Origin of the sequence: Cerasicoccus arenae, assembly GCF_014651635.1 — a bacterium.
Taxonomy (GTDB): domain Bacteria; phylum Verrucomicrobiota; class Verrucomicrobiia; order Opitutales; family Cerasicoccaceae; genus Cerasicoccus; species Cerasicoccus arenae.
In genome coordinates, this window is record NZ_BMXG01000018.1 from 1 (window position 1) to 25016 (window position 25016).

Annotated in this window: 20 protein-coding genes; 5 read left to right on the top strand and 15 right to left on the bottom strand. The window is 52.6% G+C overall.

Annotated features, from left to right (window positions below):
• On the top strand, positions 1-332 hold a 332-nt coding region (locus IE065_RS13305), incomplete at its 5' end, for a hypothetical protein (protein ID WP_189515877.1).
• Positions 333-366: 34 nt separating this feature from the next.
• Here the strand turns inward: IE065_RS13305 and IE065_RS13310 are convergent.
• The 3 genes from IE065_RS13310 to IE065_RS13320 form a co-directional block, all read right to left on the bottom strand.
• Positions 367-1506: an MlaE family ABC transporter permease gene (locus tag IE065_RS13310; protein ID WP_189515879.1), complete on the bottom strand. Its 1140-nt coding sequence runs from the start codon at positions 1504-1506 to the stop codon at positions 367-369.
• A 142-nt stretch (positions 1507-1648) separates the two neighbouring features.
• The gene (locus tag IE065_RS13315; protein WP_189515881.1) at positions 1649-1987 is read right to left on the bottom strand and encodes a P-II family nitrogen regulator; all 339 of its coding nucleotides are present in this window, start codon (positions 1985-1987) and stop codon (positions 1649-1651) included.
• Between the two features lie 61 nt (positions 1988-2048).
• The gene (locus IE065_RS13320; protein WP_189515883.1) at positions 2049-3449 is read right to left on the bottom strand and encodes an ammonium transporter; all 1401 of its coding nucleotides are present in this window, start codon (positions 3447-3449) and stop codon (positions 2049-2051) included.
• A 402-nt stretch (positions 3450-3851) separates the two neighbouring features.
• On the opposite strand from IE065_RS13320, the gene IE065_RS13325 reads away from it, so the two are divergent.
• Positions 3852-4544, top strand: coding sequence for a pirin family protein (locus IE065_RS13325; RefSeq protein WP_189515891.1), 693 nt, complete (start codon positions 3852-3854; stop codon positions 4542-4544).
• On the opposite strand, the gene IE065_RS13330 is transcribed toward IE065_RS13325, so the two are convergent.
• A complete protein-coding gene (locus IE065_RS13330) occupies positions 4545-6794 on the bottom strand; it encodes a GumC family protein (protein ID WP_189515894.1) in 2250 nt (749 codons plus the stop codon).
• Positions 6795-6866: 72 nt separating this feature from the next.
• Positions 6867-7532, bottom strand: coding sequence for a polysaccharide biosynthesis/export family protein (locus IE065_RS13335; protein ID WP_189515896.1), 666 nt, complete (start codon positions 7530-7532; stop codon positions 6867-6869).
• A 383-nt stretch (positions 7533-7915) separates the two neighbouring features.
• Between IE065_RS13335 and IE065_RS18080 the strand changes: the two genes are divergently transcribed.
• Positions 7916-8683 carry a glycine zipper family protein gene (locus IE065_RS18080; RefSeq protein ID WP_200163356.1) on the top strand — a complete coding sequence of 256 codons (768 nt, stop codon included), beginning with the start codon at positions 7916-7918 and terminating at the stop codon, positions 8681-8683.
• 57 nt (positions 8684-8740) lie between these two features.
• On the opposite strand, the gene IE065_RS13345 is transcribed toward IE065_RS18080, so the two are convergent.
• From IE065_RS13345 to infA, 6 genes are all read right to left on the bottom strand, one after another.
• Positions 8741-9850, bottom strand: coding sequence for an LptF/LptG family permease (locus IE065_RS13345; protein WP_189515898.1), 1110 nt, complete (start codon positions 9848-9850; stop codon positions 8741-8743).
• A 59-nt stretch (positions 9851-9909) separates the two neighbouring features.
• Positions 9910-12234 carry a transglutaminase TgpA family protein gene (locus IE065_RS13350; RefSeq protein WP_189515900.1) on the bottom strand — a complete coding sequence of 775 codons (2325 nt, stop codon included), beginning with the start codon at positions 12232-12234 and terminating at the stop codon, positions 9910-9912.
• Positions 12197-13375 (bottom strand): DUF58 domain-containing protein, encoded by a 1179-nt coding sequence (locus IE065_RS13355; RefSeq protein ID WP_189515903.1) that lies wholly within the window; start codon positions 13373-13375, stop codon positions 12197-12199. Before IE065_RS13355 ends, IE065_RS13350 begins: the two co-directional genes overlap by 38 nt.
• A 15-nt stretch (positions 13376-13390) precedes the next feature.
• Positions 13391-14368, bottom strand: coding sequence for an AAA family ATPase (locus IE065_RS13360; RefSeq protein WP_189515905.1), 978 nt, complete (start codon positions 14366-14368; stop codon positions 13391-13393).
• Positions 14369-14766: 398 nt separating this feature from the next.
• Positions 14767-15720 (bottom strand): cysteine synthase A, encoded by a 954-nt coding sequence (gene cysK / locus IE065_RS13365; RefSeq protein WP_189515907.1) that lies wholly within the window; start codon positions 15718-15720, stop codon positions 14767-14769.
• 54 nt (positions 15721-15774) lie between these two features.
• The gene (infA, locus tag IE065_RS13370; RefSeq protein ID WP_189515909.1) at positions 15775-16047 is read right to left on the bottom strand and encodes a translation initiation factor IF-1; all 273 of its coding nucleotides are present in this window, start codon (positions 16045-16047) and stop codon (positions 15775-15777) included.
• Positions 16048-16203: 156 nt separating this feature from the next.
• On the opposite strand from infA, the gene IE065_RS13375 reads away from it, so the two are divergent.
• Complete coding sequence (locus tag IE065_RS13375) at positions 16204-16773, top strand: nucleoside deaminase (protein WP_189515911.1); 570 nt, start codon at positions 16204-16206, stop codon at positions 16771-16773.
• Positions 16774-16868: 95 nt separating this feature from the next.
• Here the strand turns inward: IE065_RS13375 and IE065_RS13380 are convergent, their stop codons facing one another.
• The 4 genes from IE065_RS13380 to IE065_RS13395 all read right to left on the bottom strand — a co-directional run bounded on the left by IE065_RS13380 (position 16869) and on the right by IE065_RS13395 (position 22784).
• Complete coding sequence (locus tag IE065_RS13380) at positions 16869-18041, bottom strand: DNA cytosine methyltransferase (protein WP_189515913.1); 1173 nt, start codon at positions 18039-18041, stop codon at positions 16869-16871.
• A 34-nt stretch (positions 18042-18075) separates the two neighbouring features.
• Positions 18076-19587, bottom strand: a complete 1512-nt coding sequence (locus IE065_RS13385; protein WP_194500043.1) for a HEAT repeat domain-containing protein — start codon at positions 19585-19587, stop codon at positions 18076-18078.
• 110 nt (positions 19588-19697) lie between these two features.
• Positions 19698-21869 carry a hypothetical protein gene (locus IE065_RS13390; protein ID WP_189515917.1) on the bottom strand — a complete coding sequence of 724 codons (2172 nt, stop codon included), beginning with the start codon at positions 21867-21869 and terminating at the stop codon, positions 19698-19700.
• 117 nt (positions 21870-21986) lie between these two features.
• Positions 21987-22784: a TIGR00282 family metallophosphoesterase gene (locus IE065_RS13395; RefSeq protein WP_229792118.1), complete on the bottom strand. Its 798-nt coding sequence runs from the start codon at positions 22782-22784 to the stop codon at positions 21987-21989.
• A gap of 341 nt (positions 22785-23125) precedes the next feature.
• Here IE065_RS13395 and ilvB point away from each other — a divergent pair, with 341 nt between their 5' ends.
• Positions 23126-24901 (top strand): biosynthetic-type acetolactate synthase large subunit, encoded by a 1776-nt coding sequence (ilvB, locus tag IE065_RS13400; protein WP_189515919.1) that lies wholly within the window; start codon positions 23126-23128, stop codon positions 24899-24901.
• Positions 24902-25016 lie beyond the last annotated feature (115 nt).

A 25016-nucleotide genomic window follows, 5' to 3' on the forward strand; every position in this document is an offset into this window, starting at 1 on the left:
CGACGAATCCCCCCCCCCCTCAGGTTCCAGCAAACTCAATGGCCGCAATGGCAATTTCCGCCATCAAGGGGAGCCAATCGGATTCCAAAATCAGCCAAGAGCCCATTGACGACACCTCCCCCGCTCCCGGCGTCAAGATTGACCGCAACGAATCCAGCGCCATTGTATCGCCCGAGGCCACTCCAGGAAACTGGAATTTCCCTTTGCCAACTGTGGCCTTGATGCCCGCCAAAAACACAGCTGCGACACCTCGCGGGGTGGCGATTCAGGACACAAAGGCAAACGATGATGAGGATAATAACCGACTCATTCGCCGTGGCCCACGTCGTTAGAGCGAAACTTAATATTGGCGCACACTGGTGCCAATTACATACCGAGTATATTAAAGATCACGGCGAAGACGGCGTCAGTGACGATGATCAATGTAATCCCCGTCACCACAGCGGAAGTAGTCGCCATGCCAACAGCTGCTGAGCTGTTCCCACACTGCATACCCCGTAAACAACCCGCCCCGGCAACAATACCGCCAATGACCACTGCCTTGATGATGCCAGTTGAAAATTGCGGAATCGTTATGGCTTGAATACAACGATTAATGAACTGTTGGAGCGTAATATCGAGCATCGATACACTCACCAACATCCCCCCCACGATACCGATGAAATCAGCAAAGAGCACGAGCATGGGCATCATGAAACCAAGCGCTAGAAGTCGTGGCAAAACGAGGAAATCCATTGGCGATATACCTAAAGTCTTTAAAGCATCAATTTCCTCCGAAACTTTCATGCTACCCAGCGATGCCGCAAAGGCCGCACCCGTGCGACCACACATAATGATGCCCGTCATAATGGCACCCATTTCGCGGACCATCGCTAAGCCGACAAGATCTGCCACGTAAATATCCGCACCAAATTTCTTCAGTTGAACCGCACCAACGAAGGCCAAAATAACGCCAACCAAAAAATTGATAAGGGCAACAATCGGCAGTGCTTCCGCACCTGCCTGCTGCACAATAAGCCATAGGTCACGCCAACGGAATCGCGCTTTCCCCCGCATAAAACGAAAGATAGAAAGCGTAGATTCACCAATAAAAACGGCCGTCTCATTGAGCTCGTTACCGAATTTGAGGGTCGTGTTCCCAACAGAAGTCACAAAGGAGACACGGGCAACATCACGATCAGTCCCCTCTTTCTTCGGCACGGCAGTTGCCAACTTGAGCAGACTCGCTGCGCCATCTGGCAAGCCTGAGGTGTCCATTTCCGTCTTAGTGAGCGTCGCTAAGTCGCCCACTTTTTGCAGGTAGGTCATCAGCGCGGAATCCCAGCCTGACATCCTCTTAGTTTCAAAAGTAATCCTACCAGGGGGAGCCTTTTCGCGAAATTGAGCCTCAACCAGAGAAAATGCGGGGAGCTTGGCCCCGTATTTCCATTCACCAGCCAACGATAAAACCAATGCATCGCCTTCCCGTCGCACATCTAGAACCGTTGTCGTTGGACTATCCGCCATAAGCAATGGAGATCTTGCTGTAAACCATGCGCTTGCCAAACACTTTCGTTAGAATCATTTGCATAATTCATCAGACGCTACATAAAAAACCTCCGCTGGTGATTTTACCAGCGGAGGTCGAAAAAGAGAGACTTACTAAGGCTTAGATAGCGCCTTCGCCCTTCTCGTCGGTACGGATACGGACGGACTCTTCGATCGGGATGACGAATATCTTACCGTCACCAATTTTACCGGTTTTAGCGGCCTTGGCGATGGTTTCGACAGTCTTCTCGGCGATGTCCGACGGCACGGCGATGTCAACCATGACCTTCGGGAGGAAGTCCACAGTATATTCGCTGCCGCGATAGATCTCGGTGTGGCCTTTTTGGCGACCGAAACCCTTCACTTCGGTAACGGTCATACCTTCGATGCCGATCTCCGAGAGCGCTTCCTTCACTTCTTCAAGTTTGAAGGGTTTGATAATGGCTTTGATGAGCTTCATAACTAATTGGTGTTATTGATTATTGATTTTTTTGCAATGAATCAAGTAGAGACTCACGCCATTACTTGGTGTCCGGTGCGAAGTCCGGATAGGCTTCTTGACCATGCTCGCCAATGTCTAGGCCACCCATTTCTTCTTCTTCCGACACACGGACGCCAATGGTTACCTTGAGGATACCGAAGACAATGATCGAGAAGATGAATGCAAAGGCTGAAATAGCGATCGTGCCAATCAACTGGGACATGAAGAATCCTCCACCACAGATACCTACGACAATCGTGCCGAAGTTACCGCAAATACCGTGAACGGAAATCGCTCCAACTGGGTCGTCGATTTTGATCTTATCGAAGAACAGAACCGAGATGACTACGATAATACCAGCGATGAGGCCTACAATGATCGACCAGAATGGTGAGATTGTGTCAGCGCCAGCAGTGATGCCGACCAAACCAGCCAAGACGCCATTCAACGACATCGAAAGGTCTGGTTTCTTCAGAACGATCCACGAAGTAAACATGGCACCAAGACCGCCTGCACAGGCTGCCAAAGCAGTCGTTACGAAGACCAATGAGACCATATATGGATCTGCACTGAGAACCGAACCACCGTTAAATCCGAACCAACCAAGGAACAGCAAGAAGACACCGATCGTTGCGAGTGGCATGGAGTGACCGAGAATCGGACGGACCTTGCCATTATCCAGATACTTGCCCTTACGAGCGCCGAGCAGAAGAACACAGGCCAAAGCAGCATAACCACCGAAGGCGTGCACCAGAGACGAACCAGCGAAGTCGATGAATTCTTTATCGCCGTCGACTCCGAAGTCATTCAACCAGCCTCCGCCCCATTCCCAGGAACCGGTAACCGGATAAGCAAACATCACCAACAAGGTGGCGAAAATCATGAAGCTGCTCAGCTTGACGCGTTCAGCAACAGCACCCGAAACAATCGTCGCAGCAGTTGCAGCAAACATCGCTTGGAAGATGAAGTCTGTGTACCATGTGTAATCTGCATATTCAGAAGACATCAACTCCATCGTAGGATCAACGTCGAACCAACTGCCCATTGCAAACACACCGCCAATGCTCCAAGCGTCGCCAGGATACATCGCATTGAAGCCCCAGAACGCATAAGTGAGGACACCCATGCAAATAATGAAGACATTCTTAAACAGGATGTTAACCGTGTTCTTGGATTGGCACAGGCCGGCTTCGAGAGTCGAAAAGCCTAAGTGCATGACAAAAACCAGCGCCGCAGAAATGAGGAGCCAGAGATTACTAATGGTGAAGAAGCTGCCCTGTGTCTCCATAAAGGCACCATAGGCGGCGTCAAATGGGACGGCTTCAGTAACCGCTTCGGTCACTTCTTCTACTACATCCTGCGCCATGGCTCCAGACACGCCAAAAAAGGCCAGCCCGAGCATAAGCATCAGAAATTTCAGGAGTCTGAGTTTCATGATCATTGTATAGTTTGTTGGATTGAGAATTTTTCCGCTAGATAACCGGAGTTTCTGAGAGGAACATCCAAAAGCACCAAACGTGCCAATTTCCATAAATTCACTGCACACTCCCTTCCTATATTATTTCGTTCATCGATAAATCCATGAACTGAATTAGCTAGAATCGATGAAACCAATTCATTCAATACTCTTCTTGGCACAGCAAACCTGCCGCAATGAACTGTCTCAAATGCGCAACAGTGATTACGTCAGAAGCCAAATTTGATCACATGGCACTAAAAGGACATCGACGTAATAAGTGACCACTGCGGGAAGAATATGCGTAATTTTTGCCATAAGTCTTAAACTAATATACCTAGCGCAATAAATCTTGACAAAAAGATACTTTGCGGCGAGATTTGTAATATGATTGAAAAACGCCCATCCAATGACCGAGGTTCAACGAATATTGATTGGCTAGATAGCCGTCATAGCTTTAGTTTTGGCCAGTACCATGACGCTTCACGCCAAAGCCACGGTGCACTGCGTGTGATCAATGATGATCGAGTCGCCGCCCTACAAGGATTCGGGACTCATCCGCATCGCAATGCTGAAATAGTGAGCTATGTGCTCTCCGGTGCGCTCGAGCATCGTGACAGCATGGGAAATGGCAACGTCATCAAGCCGGGCCAATTTCAGTATATGAGCGCGGGTCGTGGAGTAACACACAGCGAATTCAACCCAAACGACGAAACGTCTCATTTCCTGCAAATCTGGCTATTGCCAAATGAGGAAAATGCAGAACCTGCTTATGCCCAGTCAGATATTGCACAAATAGAGCCAAAAAACGGGCTCCAATTAATTGCCTCTAATATTGATCCAGCGGCCCCCATCCAATGGCGGACCGACGCGACTCTATGGCGAGGCAGCTATACGATCGGAGACTCAGGAGAATTGCCTGGCAACGGCGACCGTGGCTATCTTCACGTAATAAAAGGCAAACTTCAATTGGGCGAGATCTCACTAAGCGAAGGCGACGCTGCTGCCATCAGCAATGAAAGCAGCAGCTTGAATCTCGTCGGTCTGGAGGATTCAGAATTCCTATGGTTCAGCTTATAATTAACTGACGGCAGTTTCTTTTTCCTTCTCTTTAGCGTCTTTACTAGCGTTCTTATCCACGCGCTCCCGCTTTCGCTCTTTGCGATCGCGGCGCTGATAATAGCGGTAAACGTAATCCGTGGAGCTGTAGGAATAACCGTAGTAGCCATAACGCTGCGCGCCTGCACCCTTCACAGAGTTCAGAATCACACCAAGAACATTGACTCCGATTTTGTCGAAATCCTGCAATACACGCTTGGCCTTGTTGCGGTTAACTGAATTCTGACGGGCAATATAAACAACCTCGTCGACAAGCTCACCGAGCTGCAACGTCTCCACAAAGATACCAGCTGGAGGGGTATCAAAGAGCACTAGATCGAATTCCTTTTTCAGTTGGAAGACCAGTTCCTCAAAACGTGAATTCGAAAGTATCTCCGTTGCATTCTTGGAAGTGCCACCAGAAGTCAGCATCCAAAGATTTTCACCCATTTCTTTAATGGCCAAATCCGGATTTGAGATGAGCGGCATCGATTCCTGAACGTCCTTTTTCGTATTCCACCAAGTCATGAATCCGTTCTCATTATCGAGCTTGTAGAAACGATGGATCACTGGGCGTCGCAAGTCAAAGTCAACGAAGAGAACACGCTTTCCGTGTTTGGCAAAAGTGAAGGCAAGGTTTGCAGCGACCGTTGATTTACCCTCCCCAGGAACCGTACTGGTAACTAGGATTGCCTTCGGAAACTCACTCTCGGACAGCATTGTTATCTGCCCATAGAGCACACGAAAGGACTCAGAAATTGAATCATTTAGGTCATCACGCACGGCAAGCGGAAGCTTCTCCGGCTCAATCCGATTGCTACGTGGTACTTCACCCAACATTTCCCGCTGCAAAAACACATGCACATCCCAATAGCCATGAAGGCGGTTGTTCACCAATTCCAAGAGAATTGGAACGCCAATGGCCAAGATTAAAAAGATACCCACCGCCTTGGTGATGATTCCGTTTCGATCTGGTGAAAAAGGTGCGCTAGCCGGAACCGCTTGGTCCAATACACGTATATTCGTATTGTCCAATTGAGCCGAAATAGTGGTTTCGTTCACGCGGGAAAGAATCTGTTGATACATGTTACGGTCACTATCAACTTCGCGACGCATTCCATTGTATACGATACGCAATTGGTCCAAATCGAGCGACTCTTTTTCCGCCTTGGACATTTCTTCCTGAAGGTTTTTAAATCGGCGATCAGCGCCTGCCAATTGACTACGAAGATCAGCAATAGCCTGTTGAACAACGTTATTAATACGCGCCTGGTTCGCATCAATCTGGTTTTGGTTATCCAACATTCGGGGGTGACGCTCCAGATACTTTCGCTCAAGAATCTTCCGGGCACCGACCAACGATTGGTGCGTTGACACCAAGTCAAGCACGTTGGCGTATTGGCTGATCATTGGAAGCTGAAGCAGCTCAGTGTCATTATTCAAAGCCTCTTCTACCTGCTGGAGCTGCGATTCGATATTCAGCTTGTCAACCCGAGCAGCCGTCAGAGCAGCATTGAGACTTTGCAAGCGGGTACTGATCACGTCCTGATTCTCGTCCAGGGAGATCATGTTATAATTTCGGCGGAAGTTTTCCAAACCTTCCTCACCCACCTTTACCTTCTCTTTTAATTTATCAGCCTGAGCTTGGAGGAATTGAGTGGCCGAAGTCTCCCCTACGCTTGTGCGTTCAAGTAGGTATTGAATATACTCGCTGATAAACCGATTCGCAATCAGCGCCGCCATTTCAGGATCTCGGTGAGTTGCGGTGAAATAAAACACTTGGCCCTCAGGCAAGCCGATCTCCATGGCCGAGACAATCGAGCCAATACTCCCCTTTGAATTCTCCGTGTCGTAGGGCTGGGTAATCCGTAAAATTTCTTTCTCAGTGAAGCTCTCAATGACTCGCTGCGTAAAACTACGACTGCGCATCTGCGAGAGGTGATTGCGCAAATCAACTCCACTGCGAGGGGTATTATCAACCACTTCTTTAATGTCTACGACGCGGTCCACCTTGGACTCAATTAACAACGTGGCAGTCGATTTATAAAGCGGGGCTTCCTGAAGCCCGAAAAAGGCAAACAAGCAAGAGCACAATAGGCCAAGGCTCACGCCAATGAGCCAACGCTCCCGAATCATCAGCAAATAGTCACGCCAGTTGCGAACTGGAGCCGGAATGGCCAGACTGCCCTGTGATTTCGTTTTAAGCGATGGATTCGCTGGGTCTTTAGACATGATAGTAATAGAAGTGTATGCAGCTCAATGATCGGACAATCCAATCTGGCCAATTTACCCGCAGGCTCTTTTTTAAAATAAGCGTTGTGGCACGTATATGATGTCACCGGGGTAGATCAAATATTTGTCACGGTCATTTTCATCATCTTGATCTTCAATGATAGCTTCCACATCGATAATAAAGTATTCTTGAGTTCCATCAGGCTTTTTACGGGTAACCCGGACCTCGGAACCACGCGCAATGCTCGAGAAACCACCAGCACGAGAAATTGCCTCGACGATGTCGATGGAGTTTTTCTCCAATGGAAATGGCACCTGACCTTGCGCTCCTGTTTGCCCAAATACGGAAAACTCCTGAGCAACATAGCCAGAAACGGTGATGTAGACTTGTGGGTTCCTCAGCAAACGTGCATCAATAAAAGCGCGCTGGATTTTATACTCAGCTTCACGAATCGTTAGACCAAGTAGCGAAATCTCGCCCAGAAGCGGTATACGTATTTCTCCGTTGCCGGGAATTCGCTGCTCCGCCGATAACTCTGGCTCATCAAATACGGTGATGGATACCATATCGGTTGTGTTCAGCTTATAGTTTGCCGGTAATGCAATTGGACCTCCGGATGAACCGGAACCAGAAGCGCTAGAACCCGACGCACCGGAACCACCAGAATCCTGCGCGTTCAGCGCACTGGCTAACAGTAAAGTAAGGATGAATAGTGGCAAGCGATTAGCAAAAGTCATGACATCATAGTTTTTCAAAGAACCAAATTAGCCGACATCGCTATTTTTAGCAAGTTCCTTTTGGCTCAGTAATAGAAAAGCTAAAATTAGGCCCAATACCCCATCGCCTAATATGAGCATCTAAACTGACGATTAAACATCCATAAATATCTAATGATTAACAACTAATGAAACCAACAGAAGATGGCCATCCTCTCTCTCTTTGCAATACCAACCTAAATCTGCCTATTCGCTCATCACTGAACGCTCTTCCCTCACCAATGGCAGGCAAAGAAACTTTATGATCATATGTCTCGTAGTACGGAGCCAATTTCTTGCTCAAAAAGGGTTTCACAAATGAGTTTTCGCTTTCTCTAATCATTGAACCAACTTATTCTTGCGCCATGAAACAACTGCATTTCGCCGTAAATATCGTAGTCGCAATTTTTGCATCCATTACATTGATGGCTGACACCTTGGAGTTGCGCAACGGCTCAAGCCTTAAGGGTAACTACGAGGGTGGCACGCCAGATGTTGTTCGCTTCAACTTCAATGGAAGCACTCAGGATTACGCCCGTGGAGATATCGCCAGCCTGATTTTTTCCAAGGAGACGCCTGCTCGACCAATCGAGACCGCGACTTCCGCGCCTCAGCCCAGCACAAGCTCCGCAACGAGTATGACCATTCCTGCAGGTGCTGTGTTAGTGGCATCCATCCAATCTTCGTTGAATTCCGGTCAAGTCAAACCCGGCCAAACCTTCCCCGCGATCCTTGTGTCTGACCTACGCGAGGGCAATCAAGTCCTACTGCCCGCAGGCACACAACTCCAAGGCCAAGTCATTAACGCCAATTCCGCTGGACGCTTCCGTAAAAGCGCAGAGCTTTCCTTTACGATCAATGCAGTTACCTATCAGGGCCAGTTGATCCCCGTTCGCGCAAGCTCACAACAAGAAGCGACCGAAGGCGGCACCGGACGCGAAATGGTTGGTGGTGCGGCCAAAGGAGCGGCGTTGGGTTCGATCATTGGTGCCATCACTGGTGATGCGGGCGAAGGTGCAGCCGCTGGAGCAGCAGCAGGCGCAGCAGGGGGACTCATCCGCAAGGGCGATAATGTCGAATATCAAGCTGGCTCCGTCTTGGCCTTTACGCTCGAAAGCCCGGTTAATCTCTAAACCAAACGCATTCCTAAGAAAATCAATCAGACGATCAGCGTCCCCCCCCCCCCCTCTCTACACTACCTTGCGGAAAAAATACGCCGATAGCAGGAGCATGAGCCCAAAAGGCAACCACACTGCCACAGCCAGCGGTATGATGCCCTGAGAGCCAAGCAGGCGGAAGATTTCCTCCAGCATAAAGAAGAGTGCGAAAAAGCCCAGTGCCTTGGCGACGCCAACCACTGGGTTGACACGCACCCCGGCAACCGCGAACGGAATTGCGATGCCCACCATCACCAAGCACACGAACGGCTGAGAGACGATGCGCTGGCGCCGTATCTCATACGTTGGCAGCTTGGGGTTGTCTGGGTGAGACATGGTCAATAGCCGCTGGATTTCATTGAAAGATAAATTATCAGGCTCGGTGTTAAGTGCCTGCATTAACCAGGGATTCTCCTCCAACTCCGGAAACGCGCGTTCTTTAAAACCGATCGAACGGTAATTTTCACCGCTTTCCGGATCAAAGAGCATCTCCCGGCCCTGTACGAAGACCCAGTAACCATCGACATCGTCAAAATACGCCTCCTGCCCCATGATACGCCGCACCTCGCGCCCTTGCTCGTCCCGCTCATAGACATTGACCCCAAATCCGTCGTAAGAATATTCGCTGAAGCGATTCATGAACCACAGGCGGCGATCCTGCTGATTATCAAAGGACATCAGCGGCACGATACCAACCATCCGAGCACCAAAAATTTCCGCCTCATGCTGCATTCGCCAGCCATTACGTATCAAACGGCTTTGCTCAATCGAATGTGGCACCACAGAGGCGTTTAGTAATAGCAGCAACAGCGCCAACACACCACCAGCAAGCCACAGCGAACGCGTGATCGTAAACAAGTGAAGCCCACTCGCCCGCATTGCGGTAATCTCGTTATTCCGGTGCAGGTTCCCCAGTGTGAACAGAATCGAGATCAACAGACCAATCGGGAGGATCAGCGGGAGGAAACTAGGCGTGAGATACAGGTAATATTTTACCAGCTCGACTCCAGTAGCTCCCCAGTCCAAGTAGTCCTGCATGTCATCCTGAAAGTCCTCCAGCAACAATACACCCAGCATCGCAGCAACCGCCATGGCGAACGCCTTCAGCCATTCAAAGAAAACATATCGATCCAGCAGGCGCACAAGTGAGAAAGTGAAGGTCCAAGGTTGCAAGCAGACCGGACCAGATGAAAGGAAAAAGATTACGATTCTGCCGTTTCCAACGCCCCCTCCCCCCTATCCACCGTCTTCACACCAGCTCTCATAAGTCGACGGGCAGCCTTGAGGGTGTTTTTCCAACTACCAGTGCTCGGGTTGTCGCCAAAACGCAGCTTTAAGAGATCTTCATAAATAGACTGCCAAGGCTTGAGAGCTTCGCCTCGCAATTCCTGCTGGGCATTTACGTAAGCAGGACGAAACCGTGTCAAAACACGACCGGCTTTGCGGCGTATCGGATCGTTGACTGCTCGCACGCCCTCATGCGTACGAGCAGAACGCCAAGTCATGAAAGCTTGATAGAACATTCGAAGTGCCAAAATCGAAAAGCAAACGAGTGCCACTATAACCGCTACGTCACGGACCTTGGCCACGTTCCACCCCTCTGTAAGCCAACTTTTAAAGGATTTCCATTTGGTCGTAAACTGCATACGGAATTCCTTAAAGGCACTCACCGAAATATCCCGCAAGTTGTTCGCAATTTCCTCTTGGTCCTGCTGATCGAAATTAATGACCCGTCGATACCATACCATGCGAACACTGTCCAACCAGGCCCCCCAGCCAGATTCAGTCAGCATAGCCCCCTGAAGCCCCGAATCCATATTCCCGAACAAGTGGGATGTTGAGGGTGTCGGATCAGCGCGAAGCCAACGTCCATTGCCATCATAAATTTCCACCCATGCATGCGCCATCCGGTTTCGAACCACGAAAAAATCCTCGTAATCGTTCCAAGATGCGCCGGCGAAACCAGCGACCGCCCGAGCGGGAAAGCCAGCAGTGCGCGCCAACATGATGAACGCCCCCGAAAAATGTTCGCACCAACCAGTATTTGCATTGCGCATCCAGTGGATCAAATGGTCCGAGCGCTCACTATCGGGCAGGCCTGTCGATAGTGCGTAACGGTAATTCTCACTCAGCCAGGCAAATGCTCTACGACTAAACTCCTGCGCACTAAGCTTCTGGTCGTTAGTAATTTCTTTGACTGCGGCTTGCAGGAACTCAAGGTCTTCGCCTTCGACTGGCACAATCAGCGTAGTCTCAGGATAGCTCAAATCGCGAATAGATGCGGAATACTCCTCGATTAGAATTGGCGCGCCGAATATGGCGTTCAAGGCACGTTCCTCGCGGCGGCTTGTCTGGAGTGATTCACCAAGGGCAACATTGGAAAGCGAGTAACCAAGCGTAGTCGCGCTAGGTGCATCCAACTCAAAAACATTGAACTCTTCCCCTGCAAAAAACTTCATCCGCTGAGGAAATGAAATCGATTCGAATGGACCAATGAGCGGCAGATAACCACTCACGTTGCCCTCAAGATAGAATTTCATTTCGTCAACAGTATGGCCGCCAAGATAACGCTGCGGGTTCTCTTGATTGACGTAGCGATAGCCCTCCTGCAGTCGCGTATTGGCGAATTGCCGGGCAGCCGTAGACACACGGAACGTGCTGCTTGCCGGTTCGTAGAGGTCGAGCACGACCATCCGCCAATAAGGTCGCGTTGGGATTTTATCCGGTTCACTTACTACGACTTGCAGGGCCACGCGATCATCGCCACTGAGCAATTCATTTACCGTTCCATAGCTAATGGTGTCGCTGAACCCGATCCCTGCATTGGCCTGCATTTTCAGAAACGGAATGGCTTGGTCCATCTTGATGCGTGGCAGGGAAATAAAAATCACCGTGGAGATCGCCACCACAATCGCGAACAGCACACCTGCAAAAGCAATCAATCGAAAATCCAGCCCAACTCGGAGCCGTATGAAAAAACGCCGCCAGCTAAAAGCCCGCCAATCGTCTGCCGCCAATATCCGCTCATTGGCCTGCTCCAGCAAGTTGACCAGAAAGAGTTGCCCCATCGCAATCGGGGTAAAAATCAGCATCTGAACCGCAAAGGAAATCGACACCAATAACACGCCCACAATGATCAGTGTAAAGAGCGTCAACAGCAGTAATTGGAGATCTTCCCGGCGCTTACGAAATTGTAGCGATCGGTAGAGCGTCAGAAAACCGACCATGCGGACCATCGGGTCTAGGAAATTCGCCCCGTGCAGGATGAAATCAACGGCAATAATGAGGATCAATGCGGGCGTCGCTGCCTTGTTCACCCAGTCCGGGATACGCCCGATAAGATGCGGGAACAGCGTCACCGCCCCAATGCCCAAGATAAAAATCAGGATGAGTCCGCTGGGGATCGAGTTCAAGCTCCACAGCGACCACATGGCAATCAGGGCGAGTAATTGCCCTAATAGCCACTTGAGCTGTTGGAGTTCGTCTTGGCTAAGCCGAACCCGAGAGATTGCCGCTGAGGTAGGCATGTACTTGCTGTTTAGCGCCTGGTTTAAAGGTGATTAGATTCCCGCCGTAGTGCTCGCCCGCTGATTGGTAGCTAGATGTAGGTGTAGCGCGGGCCAACATTTCAAGAAAAAGCTGGAGATCGTGGAGTCGCTTGACGACCAACAAAGGCTGATCGTTGATGGCTACGCCGACCAAGCGGCCTTCGCGAAATAAATCCTCGGCCAAGCTAGCCGCGAAACTGCATAGTTTTTCGAACTGCGCTGCCTCCTGCCAGATCGAGGCCGGAGTCTCCACAAAGACAATAAAGCCGTCTCGGTTTTCCTCCTCCATTTGCCGGACCATGAGCTGACGCAGTCGCGCGGTGGCTTTCCAGTGGACAACGCGCTGGGGGTCGCCTCGCTGGTAGCGGCGGATATTCATCAACTCGGCACCCGCGCCAGGACGGCGGGTAAAGGCACCCAATTGGTGCCCACGGTGGCCCACCGGACTGCGAAATTCGTAGTCGATGCGCCGTGGGGTCACCACGATCGTCCGCGTCACGCCAGCCCCCATCGTTTTGCGGAGAAAGCCAAAGGGGAACTGAGACTCCAATCCGGAAATTTGAACTTCCTCTACGCCACGCTCCCTAGGAGTAAAGAGCCATTCCAGCTTGGCCTGTTGATCCGGGTCGAGTCGTTCTTCCAGATAAAGGCGTTCCCAATCCTTTTGCTTGCTGGAGCGTACCTTGACCCACAGACAGCAAGTTGGCAGAACTCGCTTCGTGTTCCAAAGCTCAACAGTGATTGGCGCGGGCTCTTCTACCCGAAAATGCGCGGGCAGCAGCACGCGCCAACGTCCACCGCGGAAATTCATCCAACTGAGCAATCCGCTAAGGATGAGCGTAGAAAGCACCAGCGAAAGCGCCATGAACAGGATGTTATTGCTCGACGAAGCGTAGGCCGCAGACATCAGCCCCACACACACCATCATGTGGACAAAGCCTGCCGGGGTAACGGCAATCCGGTGCCCTTCTGGCGGCACAATGAACATCCATAAAAAACGCCAGATACTGCGCCCAACCTTACGTTTGGCCACATGCATCCCGGCATCGGCCCAATCGGTTACGTTATATTCCGGCGGCGGAGTCGGCTCGGTAGCAGATTCTGGCGGAGGTCGGGACATAGCGCCAGCGGACAATTAAAGCGGGAGTGGGATGGAATCGATCAGCTTGGTCAAGATACCTTCTACCGCACGGCGCTCCTCCAGCGGATCAGCGGTCTGCCGACGCAGGGTGAGGCGGTGAGTAAAGACGGGCTTAACCATGGAGGACACATCTTCCGGGATTAGAAACGCACGGCCAGCCATAAGCGCCTTGGCCTGGGCCGCCAGCTTGAGTGCTAACGTGCCGCGCGTGCTCACGCCGGTTTCAAATTCACTTTCTGTCCGGGTGGCGGTGATAAACTTCAGCATATAGTCGTAGAGGCTTTCCTCAACGAAGACCTGCGGCACAAAATGTTGAATTTCGTGAATGTCCTTTTCCGTAACAACGGGGTTAATATTCAAGCTGTCGTAGCTTCGACGCGTTTGGTCAGAGCGAAGAATCTCCAGCTCATGCGCATAGTCCGGATACCCCATTTGCAGGCGCATCAGGAAGCGATCCATCTGACTTTCGGGCAGCGGAAAAGTCCCCTCATAATCCACCGGATTCTGAGTGGCGAAAACGATAAACGGGGTACCAACGTTGTAGGTAGAACCGTCAACGGACACCTTCCCACGGTCCATGACTTCAAGTAACGCAGACTGTGTTTTTGGCGTGGCGCGGTTGATTTCATCCGCCAAGACAATGTTGGCAAAGATCGGGCCGCGCTTGAACACGAACTCCTTCATTTGCTCATCGTAAATAGAAACGCCAAGCACATCACTGGGCAGCAGATCGCTGGTGAACTGAACCCGAGAAAAATCGCAATCAATGGAACGCGCCAGACAGTAGGCAAGCGTTGTCTTACCCAAACCGGGCAAATCCTCCAACAGCACGTGTCCACCGGCAATCAGACAGACAACCACCTCTTCGATTACCTCATCCTTACCCCGTATAACCTGCGCCACGTTGCTGGTAAGGCGCTGAAGAGTTTCACGTATGCGGGGGGCTGGAATCGGCTTCGACGTTTGGCTCATAAATAACTCCTCAAATAGATATCACCTCGATTGACATACGGGGCACGCTAGCCCGATTGACCTCTTATCAATCATCATGTTCCAAACCAAGTGAATTGCAAGCCAAGGCCTTTCGTCGACGCGAATTCATTTTGGGCTTCTTTCCTTGAGCAATTTGAAGGTGACCAAAGAGAAGCCGCCGACCCTAGAGTCGACGGCTTCAGCTACCACTACTGCTACTATTCTGTGTTGGAATTAACCAACACAATAAATATATCACATAAATGACAAATTAGTATAAGGATTATACTCTATTTCGTTACATTTGTTACACGAAAGATCATTCGGTAGTATACCGACCTTATAATGCCAAGATTCTGGACTTATAAATGCAAAAAAGACTTAGACCCAGTCTATGACTAGAGTCCAAAGCCTGTAGCCACTTCCTGACGCGCTTTTTCAGCCAACGGAGTAGATAGGTAACGTTCCACCGAACTGCAGGCAACTGTAACAATGAGTTTGCCCGCCATTTCTGGGCGCTTGGCCAGTTCAATCGCAGAATAGATGTTGGCACCGGAGGAAATACCAACCGGAAGACCTTCCAGCAAGCAGACCTGCTGTGCGGTCGCAAAGGCGGCATCATTGCTCACTTGGATCACCTCATCAATGATGTCGGTGTTGCAATTTTTCGGGATAAAGCCTGCGCCAATTCCCTGAATCTTGTGCGGGCCAGGAGCGCCACCCGAGATGACTGGGCTAGCGTCAGGCTCAACGGCAACGGTGTGCAGCGACTTGCGAGACTTGATCACTTCGGAAACACCGGTAATCGTGCCGCCAGTGCCTACGCCAGAGACGAAGGCATCGATCTTGCCTTCAGTCGCAGCCCAGATTTCTTCCGCCGTGGTGCGGCGGTGAATTTCAGGGTTGGCCGGGTTCTCAAATTGTTGCGGCATGAACGCGTTTGCATTCTCCGCTACGAGTTCTGCCGCGCGGGCAATCGCGCCGCCCATTCCCTTAGGTCCAGGGGTCAACACCACTTCAGCGCCTAGCATGCGCAAAAGCACGCGTCGCTCCATCGACATCGTTTCCGGCATGGTCAACATGCAGCGGTAGCCCTTGGCTGCGCAAACAAACGCCAATGCAATACCAGTGTTGCCCGAAGTCGGCTCAACAACCAAACCACCTGGCTTCAATCTGCCATCACGCTCAGCGGCTTCGATCATCGCCAAACCAATACGGTCCTTGACGCTGGATAGCGGATTGAAAAATTCACACTTTACGTAAACATCGGCTTCGAGGCCTTCAGTCAGCTTGTTCAGCTTGATCAACGGCGTATTGCCAATCGTCGTAATAATCGAGGGAGACATGGACATAGGATTTCAGTAGTTGAGGTGGACGGGTTCGTTAAAAAATCTCAACCCCGAGCACTACCGTCGCCGAGGGCCGTAGCTGCGAATTGGGGCATTGCGCTGCTGCGCCGCATTACGCAGACGGAAGGTGATACGCGCCTTGTTCAAATCATAGCGCGACATCTCCATCTTTACCATGTCACCTGTGGTGATCTTGATGAAGTGCTTACGCAATTTACCGGAAATCGTGGCCAGCACGACGTGTTTATTCGGAAGCTCAACCCGGAACATTGTCCCAGGGAGCACGGCTACCACCTTGCCTTCTACTTCTATTACGTCGACGTCTGCCATATATTGTATATCAATGTATCTCGCTAGGCCGGGGATGCAACCTCAGCTAAAAAAGAATGCGCAAGAATCGCTGACTTGCCGTCTGAGTCAAGGTTTTATCGGTCTTCAGCAAGATTTCGACTTGCCCCCGCAAGCTGCCATCCGAAACGTAGCACCATGGAGGATTCCCAACCGCGCGCACTGCTGCCCTGCCCTTACCCTAAATTGTTCCCGTCACAGCTCAACCGAGACGATCAATTTTTCATGCAGCTTGCCTATAATCAGGCCATTGACGCCTGGCGCGCAGATGAAACCCCCATCGGAGCCGTCATCGAGTTCAACGGCGAACCCATCGCCCACGCCTTCAACCGTGTTGATGCGACCAAGGACCCCACTGCACATGCTGAGATGCTCGCCATTACCAAAGCGGCCAACTTCATTGGCGACTGGCGCCTCAACGAATGCCGCCTCTACGTGACTAAGGAGCCCTGCCCCATGTGCGCCGGTGCCAGCATCATGGCCCGCCTCAAGGAGGTCGTTTTCGCCGTCCCTGACCCCAAAATGGGCTACCTTGGCGGCGTCTTGGAGGCCCACGCGACGCCATCCCTCAACCACCGCCTCAATGTCCGCTCCGGCATCCTCGAAGATCAATGCCGCGAACTCATACAGGCCTATTTCCGCCTAAAACGCGTTCAATCAAAGAATGCCCATGTCCCAAACGCCATTGACGAAGATCAACTGACCTAAATAGCGAAACAAAAAACAGCTAAAAATAAACGCAAGCAGCTAACAATCAACTACTAGCAAAACAACAAAGCCGAAACGAGCTACCCGGCCTTCACTCATCCCGCAGGAGCGGTACTGGGTGAACAAATCGACCTAACTGGCAGCACGCTCAATAGCGGCTCCAACAGATCCTGCGCTAGATGGCGAACCACTGGGACCGCCACGCCGTCACCGATCAAATGATACCCCTCATTGTAGCGCTTTGGCAGTTTATAACTGTCCGGCAGCCCCATTAAGCGAGCGGCTTCACGAACCGACAGCAAACGCGTGCGAACACTGGGGCCGTCGATAAAAACCACGGTTTGACGACTAGACCCCCCCCCCGGCGTCCGCAGACAACCCGCCACTCCATCAAACCTTACCTCTGCCCGTTGACGGCGTTGACCACCTTCACCCATACGTGTTCGTCGATAAATCGTCCCCACAACGCCCCCCCCTCTCTCCTGCGCCAAGGTGACCTTAGCACGGTTTTTAGCGTCCATCAGCACGAGCAAATGTTCCGTTTCTTCGGCTGAATGCCAAGTGACTCCGGACGGCTCATCTTCGATGGCATCAGCGAGATCGATGCCCCGGGCTGCAGGCGCGGGCAAACGCCACCAGACCCAATGCTGGCGATCTGTCGAATCGATGTTAGCATAAGCCAATTGTAACGCAGGCGGGTGGAACGGCATTTGTGCCTCCTCCAACACAAGAGCGGACGGAATCTTCGCATCTCGCCGAACCGCAACAAGAAACAAACGCGGACGCGACTGCGGCAAGTAATGCACGGTGTCGATTAACAATGCGCCAAAGCGATAGCCACCACTAGACAACGCCTTTGCAAGTGCGGCAAAATCCTGCCCACAATGCGAAGTCAAAGCACCTGCCACGTTCTCCAGCACGATTAGATGCGGCGCTCGGCCCTCTGCACCAAGGCGCTGCATGAGATTCCAAAAGCCCCAGAACGACCCCGACCGTGCACCTGCCAGCCCAGCCCCCCCCCCTGCGAGCGAGAGGTCTTGGCAAGGAAAAGAAGCCCAAGCGAGATCAGCCTGCCCAGGCAAATCAGCTGTCGCAACATCCTGCACAGGACGCGAATCAAGCAGTTCATCAGCACCCCAGTTCAGGCGATAGGCGGCATTTTTCTTCGCATCACAATCGTTCGCAAAAAGAGGTCGCCAGTGCGGGCCAAGCCCCATACGCGCCATACCACCACCGGCAAAAAATTCGTAGAAAAGGTGATGCGTCATGACGTCCGTTTCAGCATATTCACCGTCCGATTCCCTATAGTTTGTTCATGTCGATCTCGATGATCTCCCCTTGCCCGATCTCAGTGCGAATCCGTGGCGTCAGCGGATTTTTCGGGTTTTTCTCCACGAATTCACGAAGAATTTCATCGCGACGAGGGAATTGGCGTTCACGTAGCATAATGACCACTGCGGTACGCTGCATCGCGATATCCTGATCTTCTAATGAGGCCGAAACCACCTCTGGCCAGCCTTCCAAACGCATGGTACTAATCGTCTCAAGTGCGGCAATCCGTACATCAACCGCCTCATCAAGCATCAAGTCATAGAGTAGCCCCTCCGCCTCTGCCCGTGGCTGTCGGATGGCGAGCTGAACTAATGCGGCACGAACATCTGCATGAGGATTGTCAATCAGCCCGTCGATAATCTCGTCATTCACCAACTCGGGGTGCACATAGTATTGAGTCATGCCCATGGCCCGAATTTCCTGATTCGAGTCCATCAGGATACGCGCCATAATTTCTGGGTATTGCTCGGCCAAATCAAGCGAAACAAAAAGGCGCACGGCCTCCAACCGAAGCACTGAGCTGCGCAGCTCAGTGAGTGCTGGCGCAAGCGGCGCTGCGAGTCCCTCGTAATTACGAAGCATCTGAAGAAGGCGCTGTGCCTGATCCTGTGTCAATCGATCGGCGACCAACGCCTTGATCAGCCAATCCAGCTCTGGCGGCTCGCCAGTCCACCGAAAAAGCGACAAATGCGCCTCGGCAGCGATCTCAAGGTTATCCAATTGGGAAATCTGGCGCAGCAGTTCAATGCCCTCTGGCAAACCGCGTCTCCCCAACTCAGCTGTCAGGCGTAGTTGTGCGACAGTATCGTCACCCTCAATAATTTTCTGAGCCGGCTTAGTCCACTGCACAGGATTACCATAGCCAATTGCCAACGGAATTGCCTCCAGTCGAACACCACGATCAGAATCGTCCAACATTTCAACAAAGACTTCAGGCGGCGTGGACAGGTTAAGGTTACTGCTATTGGTCAGGATGTTACGGCGGACCACGGCATCTTCATCATGATAGGCACCCATCAATGCACGGCGCACTTCAGGACTCAGTGGACGATTACCGAAATCAGGGCGAATCATGCTCGCCATCTGCATAATGCTCATCATCTGCGGAATGATAGATGACACGGAGCGACGCACCTCGACATCCTCATCGGCGATGTGCAGCAAAACGGGCTCCACCGCCTCGACTGGCAACCCATGTCGCCATTCGGCGATGGATACCACAGCCGCCCGACGTACGCGCGCATTGGGGTCATTCAACGCCTCAACCACCGCCTTTTTGGCCTCGTTGGCATGGTATTTACTCAGCAGCATGACCGCGCCCACACGCATTTCCGCTTTGTCCGATTGCATGTCCGCCAACGCGCGTTGGATCGTCTCGCGTTCCTGCTGCGTTAGACGCGGCTGCGCCATCAGTTCGGGCGGCAGCAGGTTACGAGGCAGTGAATTTTGCCGCTGCGCAGCCAGAGGCAAAACGCTGGCCAACAAGAAACCTCCCACAAATAGCACTATACAAACGAATCGGGATGCGTGGAAAGAGGCACACAAAAATCCTTTCCGAAGTTTCCGTTCCTGTTTCAAAATGTGCATCGTATCTACCGTAAGCCCAAGTTGCGTCGCCAAAACCATTCAATGCCAAATACCGCCAGTAAGGCCAGAAGAAACACCAGATTACGCGTCCAGTAGGTGCGCTCTTCACGCAGCGGAACGCTTGTCGAAAGCCTTAGTTCATCGATGTTTTTTATTTCATTCCATGGATAGTAGCGCCCACCGGTGATCCGCGCAAGGTCGCGCAAAGCATTCTCCCGGAAGCGTAAATCCTCGTTTTCACGGCCAGACCGCCGCGCCGCAAAGTAAGCCGTGTGGGTCAGCAGTTCTCCATCAGGAAACGCGATTTGGTAGTCCACGCGGTATTCGCCAGGCCGGCCCAACAAAGCATCTCCAGCAAAACGGCCAGGGTCTGACGCCTCAGGAATCAAGTCCAGCTCGGGAAGAACATCACCGCCGGGCGCAGTGATGGTTGCCCGGATACGCGCGTCCTCGGAAGGCCGAAAATCACTGCCGCGCACGTTAATATCCATCGCAACGGGGCTGCTCAGGTCAACCACTTCGCCTTGAATAGGCAGCTCGACACGTGGCTTTCCGCCAGTCGCCAACCAGGCAATTAATTGCTGCCAAAAGGCGCTGTGCTGCTCGTTTTCCCGATCACTCGTCAAGGCCCAGCGCCAGGTGCTCTCCGTACCCAGATAGGCCACACGGCCCGCACCGTAGGCATGGACGGTGAGCACCGGTAGGCCAGGTTGCTCTGTTTCCGCCGCCACACGTACGCCCAAAGACAGACCCTCGGGCTGGAAGAAAAGCGTCTCTGCGGGCAAATAAGGACCCGGCGGCAAGGACAGAACGCCTGCATCCGCATCGGAAAAAACCGGCTGCGTTGCCAGCTCGATTGGCGTGCGCTTCAGCACACGGCCCAGCTCGCCCTTGCGCACAGGCAACAGCGCACGGAGATCTTCCGGCATTTCGTTGGGATCGCCGAGAAAAAGCGCCCCCCCCCCCCGCAGCAGCAAGTAATCGCGCAGACCTTCACGCGCCTTCAGGGACAATTCTTTGACTGCCGATATATCGACCACCAACACCGCGTGTGGAAAGAAGGTTTCGCCGTCTTCTGGAAAGCCAGTCATCGCCTCCTCCATCGCACCCTCTTCGCCAAAGCCCGAGCGATAAAAGCGCTCCGGCCCCGTCTGGATGATGCACTGGCGGGAAAGCTGATCATCGTCGCCAAGCGCCGCCTGGAGGTAGCGCCAGAACGGGCCAAGCCGTGCGCTGAGATAAAGCAGGCTCTGGTTCTTCGGCAAGGTGATGTCCACCCCGGCATAATCGAGATCATTGGCGCGGTTGTAGTCGCCTGACGCCGGATTTTTCAACATCGCCCGGTAAACTTGCAAACCCGGTGCCTCTGGGATAAAGCTGAAGCGGACTTGGCTCTCTTGCCCGGCAGGTAATTCAACTGGCTGGGACTCGATTAGCTCGTCTTCAGCGTAAAGCTGGATCTCTGCGCGACGGGTCTCATTAAAGCTGTTTGTAATGCCGATCCCCAAGTTGAGTGGGTCCCCAAGAGGGGCGTTTTCTGGCGCATCGGTGAACCGGAGGGCGAGATCCCCGGGGGGGGTAGGTTCCCCAATACCCACCACTGAAACTGGGATGCCAACGTCTCGCCAAGCAACGGCAGCGGCGGGCAAGCGTTCGCCTTGCAGGCTAATGCCGTCGCTAAGCAGTAATGCGCCGCCGAGCTGAGAATTTTCCGGCGAACGCGAATTCAACAGCTCCGACAAACCGTTGCCGAGGGCGGTATCGCCATCGCGGACATTCCAATCCGCCCCCGCCTGCCAGTTGGTGGCAATGGAGGAAGGCTCCAGCGTATAGCGCTCAGCTAATCGCGCCCAAAGGTTGCCTGACTCTTCCGGCGCAAGCTCCTCCTGAAGCAGGCCAAGGCGGGTCTGGCTTTTCGGCAAATCAGCGGTCTCCATGCTCCGGGAAACGTCCCCCACGATCGCAACCGCAAACTGGCTGGCGTCCGGGTATTGCCGCGAAAGGAAGGGATTGAGCAGCAGCAGGACGATTAAGATTACGCCCAATGTGCGTAAAACGGTAAGGCTCCACGCAGCGTTCTTTGTGACCGCCGGTCGTTTCCATAATATCCAAGCCACCACGCACGCGCCCGCCAGCACAATAGCCAGAGGCGGAAATGGGGTGTCGAAGCCAGTCATGAAAATTATACTAAACGAGGATTTTCAACCACAGATGACACTGATAAACGCGGATTTCAAACCGTGAATTTATATATCAGTGATAATCAGCGTTATCGGTGGTTTTATGGCACGCTCCTACCGTGCACGCAGCGTGAACTGCTCACACTTCGTGGCGATACGTTGTTCGACATCTATCTCGACCAAAGTTCCACAGAGGCGCACATCGTTGCTAGCTACCGGCCACATGCGAGGCAGGCCATCAAGGAATTTTAAAAGGATCGGCTGGATTTCGCGGCCCAAAATACTCTCGTAAGGGCCACACATGCCAGCGTCCGTATGGTAGGCCGTGCCACGTGGCAAAATGGTCGCATCGCCCGTTGGAATGTGCGTGTGCGTGCCAACGACCATCTGGGCGCGCCCGTCCATGTACCAACCAAAGGCGACTTTTTCCGAGGTCGTTTCAGCGTGGATTTCAGCAAGAATCGCGTCACACTGCGGATGAAGCTCGCCAATCATATGGTCAGCCGTGCGAAACGGGCAGTCGGCCTGTGTCTTCATGAATGTGCGGCCCAACACCGTGAAAACGCCCAGCTTGAAGCCGTTCTTCTTCAGAATCAGATACGTGCGACCTGGATTTTCGGCGGGGAGATTGGCTGGGCGACAAACGCTGGCCAATGTGCCGATTTCGTCAGTAAATCCGCGTTGATCCCACACATGATCGCCCAAAGTCACGCCATCAATGTCGGCATCGAACAGCTCACCTGCAATGGCTCCGGTGATGCCTGAACCAGCGGCGGAATTTTCCCCATTGGCCACGACGAAGTCGAGTTGCAGCTCCTCGCGGAGCACTTTTACCTGAGCTTTGACGAACTCGCGTCCGGGCTTGCCGACGATGTCGCCTAAAAATAATACACGCATTCCCCATGCACGCATGGGGAGGTTAAAGTTTAAAGGTTAAAGTTTAAAGCATCGGCATGCTGACGTGACTCAGGGCCATTTTGCAGAACTGAATCATATTGGTAATACCCATTGCTTGAATCAACGTAGTCTCTATCCCCCCATATCTAGACTACTTTAACCTTTAATCTTTAGACTTTAACCTTCTCCCCCCCTCCCCCTTATTGCGGGTGTATAAATATCCTTGCCCGTTCAGTAGAGGCACTCTAACTTTCCGCGCCCTTGACCCCCTGTGTCCCTTTTCAGGGTTGCCTTTGTGGAGAAATCCGCGAGCGTGGAGGGTTTCGCATCAACATAAACTAAAACACCATCGAACCATGAAAACCGAATCAGTCGTTAACTTCCCGCCACAGGATGAGAAAGGTCCCGCCATGAAAGGCGCAGACATTCTCGTCGCTTGCCTTGAGCGTGAGGGAGTCGACGTCGTCTTCGCGTATCCTGGCGGCGCTTCGATGGAGTTACATCAGGCTCTGACCCGTTCTTCGAAAATCCGCACCATTTTGCCGCGCCACGAACAAGGCGGCGGTTTCATGGCGCACGGCTTCGCCCGCGCCACTGGCAAGGCCGGCGTCTGCATGGCCACCTCCGGTCCCGGTGCGACGAACCTCGTCACCTGTATCGCAGACGCCTATATGGACTCCATTCCGCTGGTTGCGATTACCGGTCAGGTTTATCAGGAATTCATTGGCAAGAGCGCGTTTCAAGAAACGGACTTCTTCGGCATGACCTTGCCGATCGTGAAGCACAGCTTCCTTGTTCTGACGGCTGAAGAATTGCCAGTCATTGTTAAAAAGGCTTTTGAAATCGCCACCACTGGCCGTCCTGGTCCCGTCGTGATCGACATCCCCAAGGATGTTCAACAAAAGATCTGGGAGCCGATTTTTCCGTCCAAAGTTGAGATCCCTGGCATGCGCGAAATGCCGCAGGCTTCCGACGCCGAGCTGATCGAGGTTCTCCAGAAGCTCGAAAAGAGCAAGCAACCGGCACTCTATACTGGCGGCGGCATTATCTCTGCTGAGGCCACACCTGAGCTGCGTGAGTTTGCCGAATTGACTGGCGTGCCCGTTGCCTCGACTCTGATGGGCTTGGGTGCCTTCCCAGCTGACCATCACCAGAGCCTTTATTGGTTTGGGATGCACGGCACCGTGGCAGGCAATTGGGCCGTTTGCGACAGCGACTTGTTGATCACCCTCGGGGCGCGTTTTGACGACCGCATCACCGGCACGGTTTCCAAGTTCGCCCCTGACGCACACATCGTCCACTTCGACATCGACCAGAGCGAGTTCAACAAGAACAAGTTCGCGCACCAGACCGTATTTACCGACGTTAAATACGCGCTGACCCGCATGATCCAGCTCATCAAGGCCGGCCACTTCAAGAAGCCTGACCTCTCTGCTTGGTTCAAGACGATCGACACCTGGAAGCAGGAGCATCCGTATCCTTTCCACTACAAGGAGAGCAAATACATCCTCCCCCAGCAGGCGATTGAGACCTTGTTCGAAGTCACCAAGGGCGACGCGATCATCAGCACTGGCGTGGGCCAGCACCAGATGTGGGCTCCACAGTATTACCGCTTCGGCGAACCGCGTCGCTTCATCAGCTCGCTCGGTCTCGGCACAATGGGCTTCGGCTATCCTGCCGCCCTCGGCGCACAAGTTGCCTTTCCGGATAAGCTCGTGGTTGATATCGACGGCGATGGCTCCTTCCTCATGAACGTGCAGGAAATGGCCACGGCCAAGATCGAAAAAATCAACGCCAAGATCCTCCTGCTCAACAACCAGCACTTGGGCATGGTGGTGCAGTGGGAAGACCGCTTCTATGACGGTTGCCGCGGCCACACCATTCTCGGCGACCCGACCAACATCGGCGGCCCCGACAATCTGGAAGCGATTTACCCGGACTACGTCACCGTTGCGAAGGGCTTTGGTATTCAGGCTAAGCGTGTTCACCGCAAGGAAGACCTCCGCGCAGCAATTGAAGAGATGGTCAACTCCGACGGTCCCTATCTGCTCGACGTCATCGTGCCCTACACCGAGCACGTGTTGCCGTTCATCCCGCAGAAGATGTCCGCCAAGGAAATCCTCACAGACTAGCCAACCTCCGGTTGGATCGAAAGTCGGCCTCTGGTCGATGAGCTAAGCAACCTTTTAGCAAAGCGCGCCCCAATCTGGGACGCGCTTTTTGTTTCAAACCGAAAACCAGTCAGTC

Coding starts and splice junctions, on each gene's coding strand:
- ilvB (WP_189515919.1), top strand. CDS start 23,126: ATGAAAACCGAATCAGTCGTTAACTTCCCGCCACAGGATGAGAAAGGT.
- IE065_RS13350 (WP_189515900.1), bottom strand. CDS start 12,234: ATGCCTACCTCAGCGGCAATCTCTCGGGTTCGGCTTAGCCAAGACGAA.
- IE065_RS13320 (WP_189515883.1), bottom strand. CDS start 3,449: ATGATCATGAAACTCAGACTCCTGAAATTTCTGATGCTTATGCTCGGG.
- IE065_RS13325 (WP_189515891.1), top strand. CDS start 3,852: ATGATTGAAAAACGCCCATCCAATGACCGAGGTTCAACGAATATTGAT.
- IE065_RS18080 (WP_200163356.1), top strand. CDS start 7,916: ATGAAACAACTGCATTTCGCCGTAAATATCGTAGTCGCAATTTTTGCA.
- IE065_RS13380 (WP_189515913.1), bottom strand. CDS start 18,041: ATGACGCATCACCTTTTCTACGAATTTTTTGCCGGTGGTGGTATGGCG.
- IE065_RS13375 (WP_189515911.1), top strand. CDS start 16,204: ATGGAGGATTCCCAACCGCGCGCACTGCTGCCCTGCCCTTACCCTAAA.
- IE065_RS13335 (WP_189515896.1), bottom strand. CDS start 7,532: ATGACTTTTGCTAATCGCTTGCCACTATTCATCCTTACTTTACTGTTA.
- IE065_RS13310 (WP_189515879.1), bottom strand. CDS start 1,506: ATGGCGGATAGTCCAACGACAACGGTTCTAGATGTGCGACGGGAAGGC.
- IE065_RS13315 (WP_189515881.1), bottom strand. CDS start 1,987: ATGAAGCTCATCAAAGCCATTATCAAACCCTTCAAACTTGAAGAAGTG.
- IE065_RS13395 (WP_229792118.1), bottom strand. CDS start 22,784: ATGCGTGCATGGGGAATGCGTGTATTATTTTTAGGCGACATCGTCGGC.
- cysK (WP_189515907.1), bottom strand. CDS start 15,720: ATGTCCATGTCTCCCTCGATTATTACGACGATTGGCAATACGCCGTTG.
- IE065_RS13330 (WP_189515894.1), bottom strand. CDS start 6,794: ATGTCTAAAGACCCAGCGAATCCATCGCTTAAAACGAAATCACAGGGC.
- IE065_RS13390 (WP_189515917.1), bottom strand. CDS start 21,869: ATGACTGGCTTCGACACCCCATTTCCGCCTCTGGCTATTGTGCTGGCG.
- IE065_RS13360 (WP_189515905.1), bottom strand. CDS start 14,368: ATGAGCCAAACGTCGAAGCCGATTCCAGCCCCCCGCATACGTGAAACT.
- IE065_RS13355 (WP_189515903.1), bottom strand. CDS start 13,375: ATGTCCCGACCTCCGCCAGAATCTGCTACCGAGCCGACTCCGCCGCCG.
- infA (WP_189515909.1), bottom strand. CDS start 16,047: ATGGCAGACGTCGACGTAATAGAAGTAGAAGGCAAGGTGGTAGCCGTG.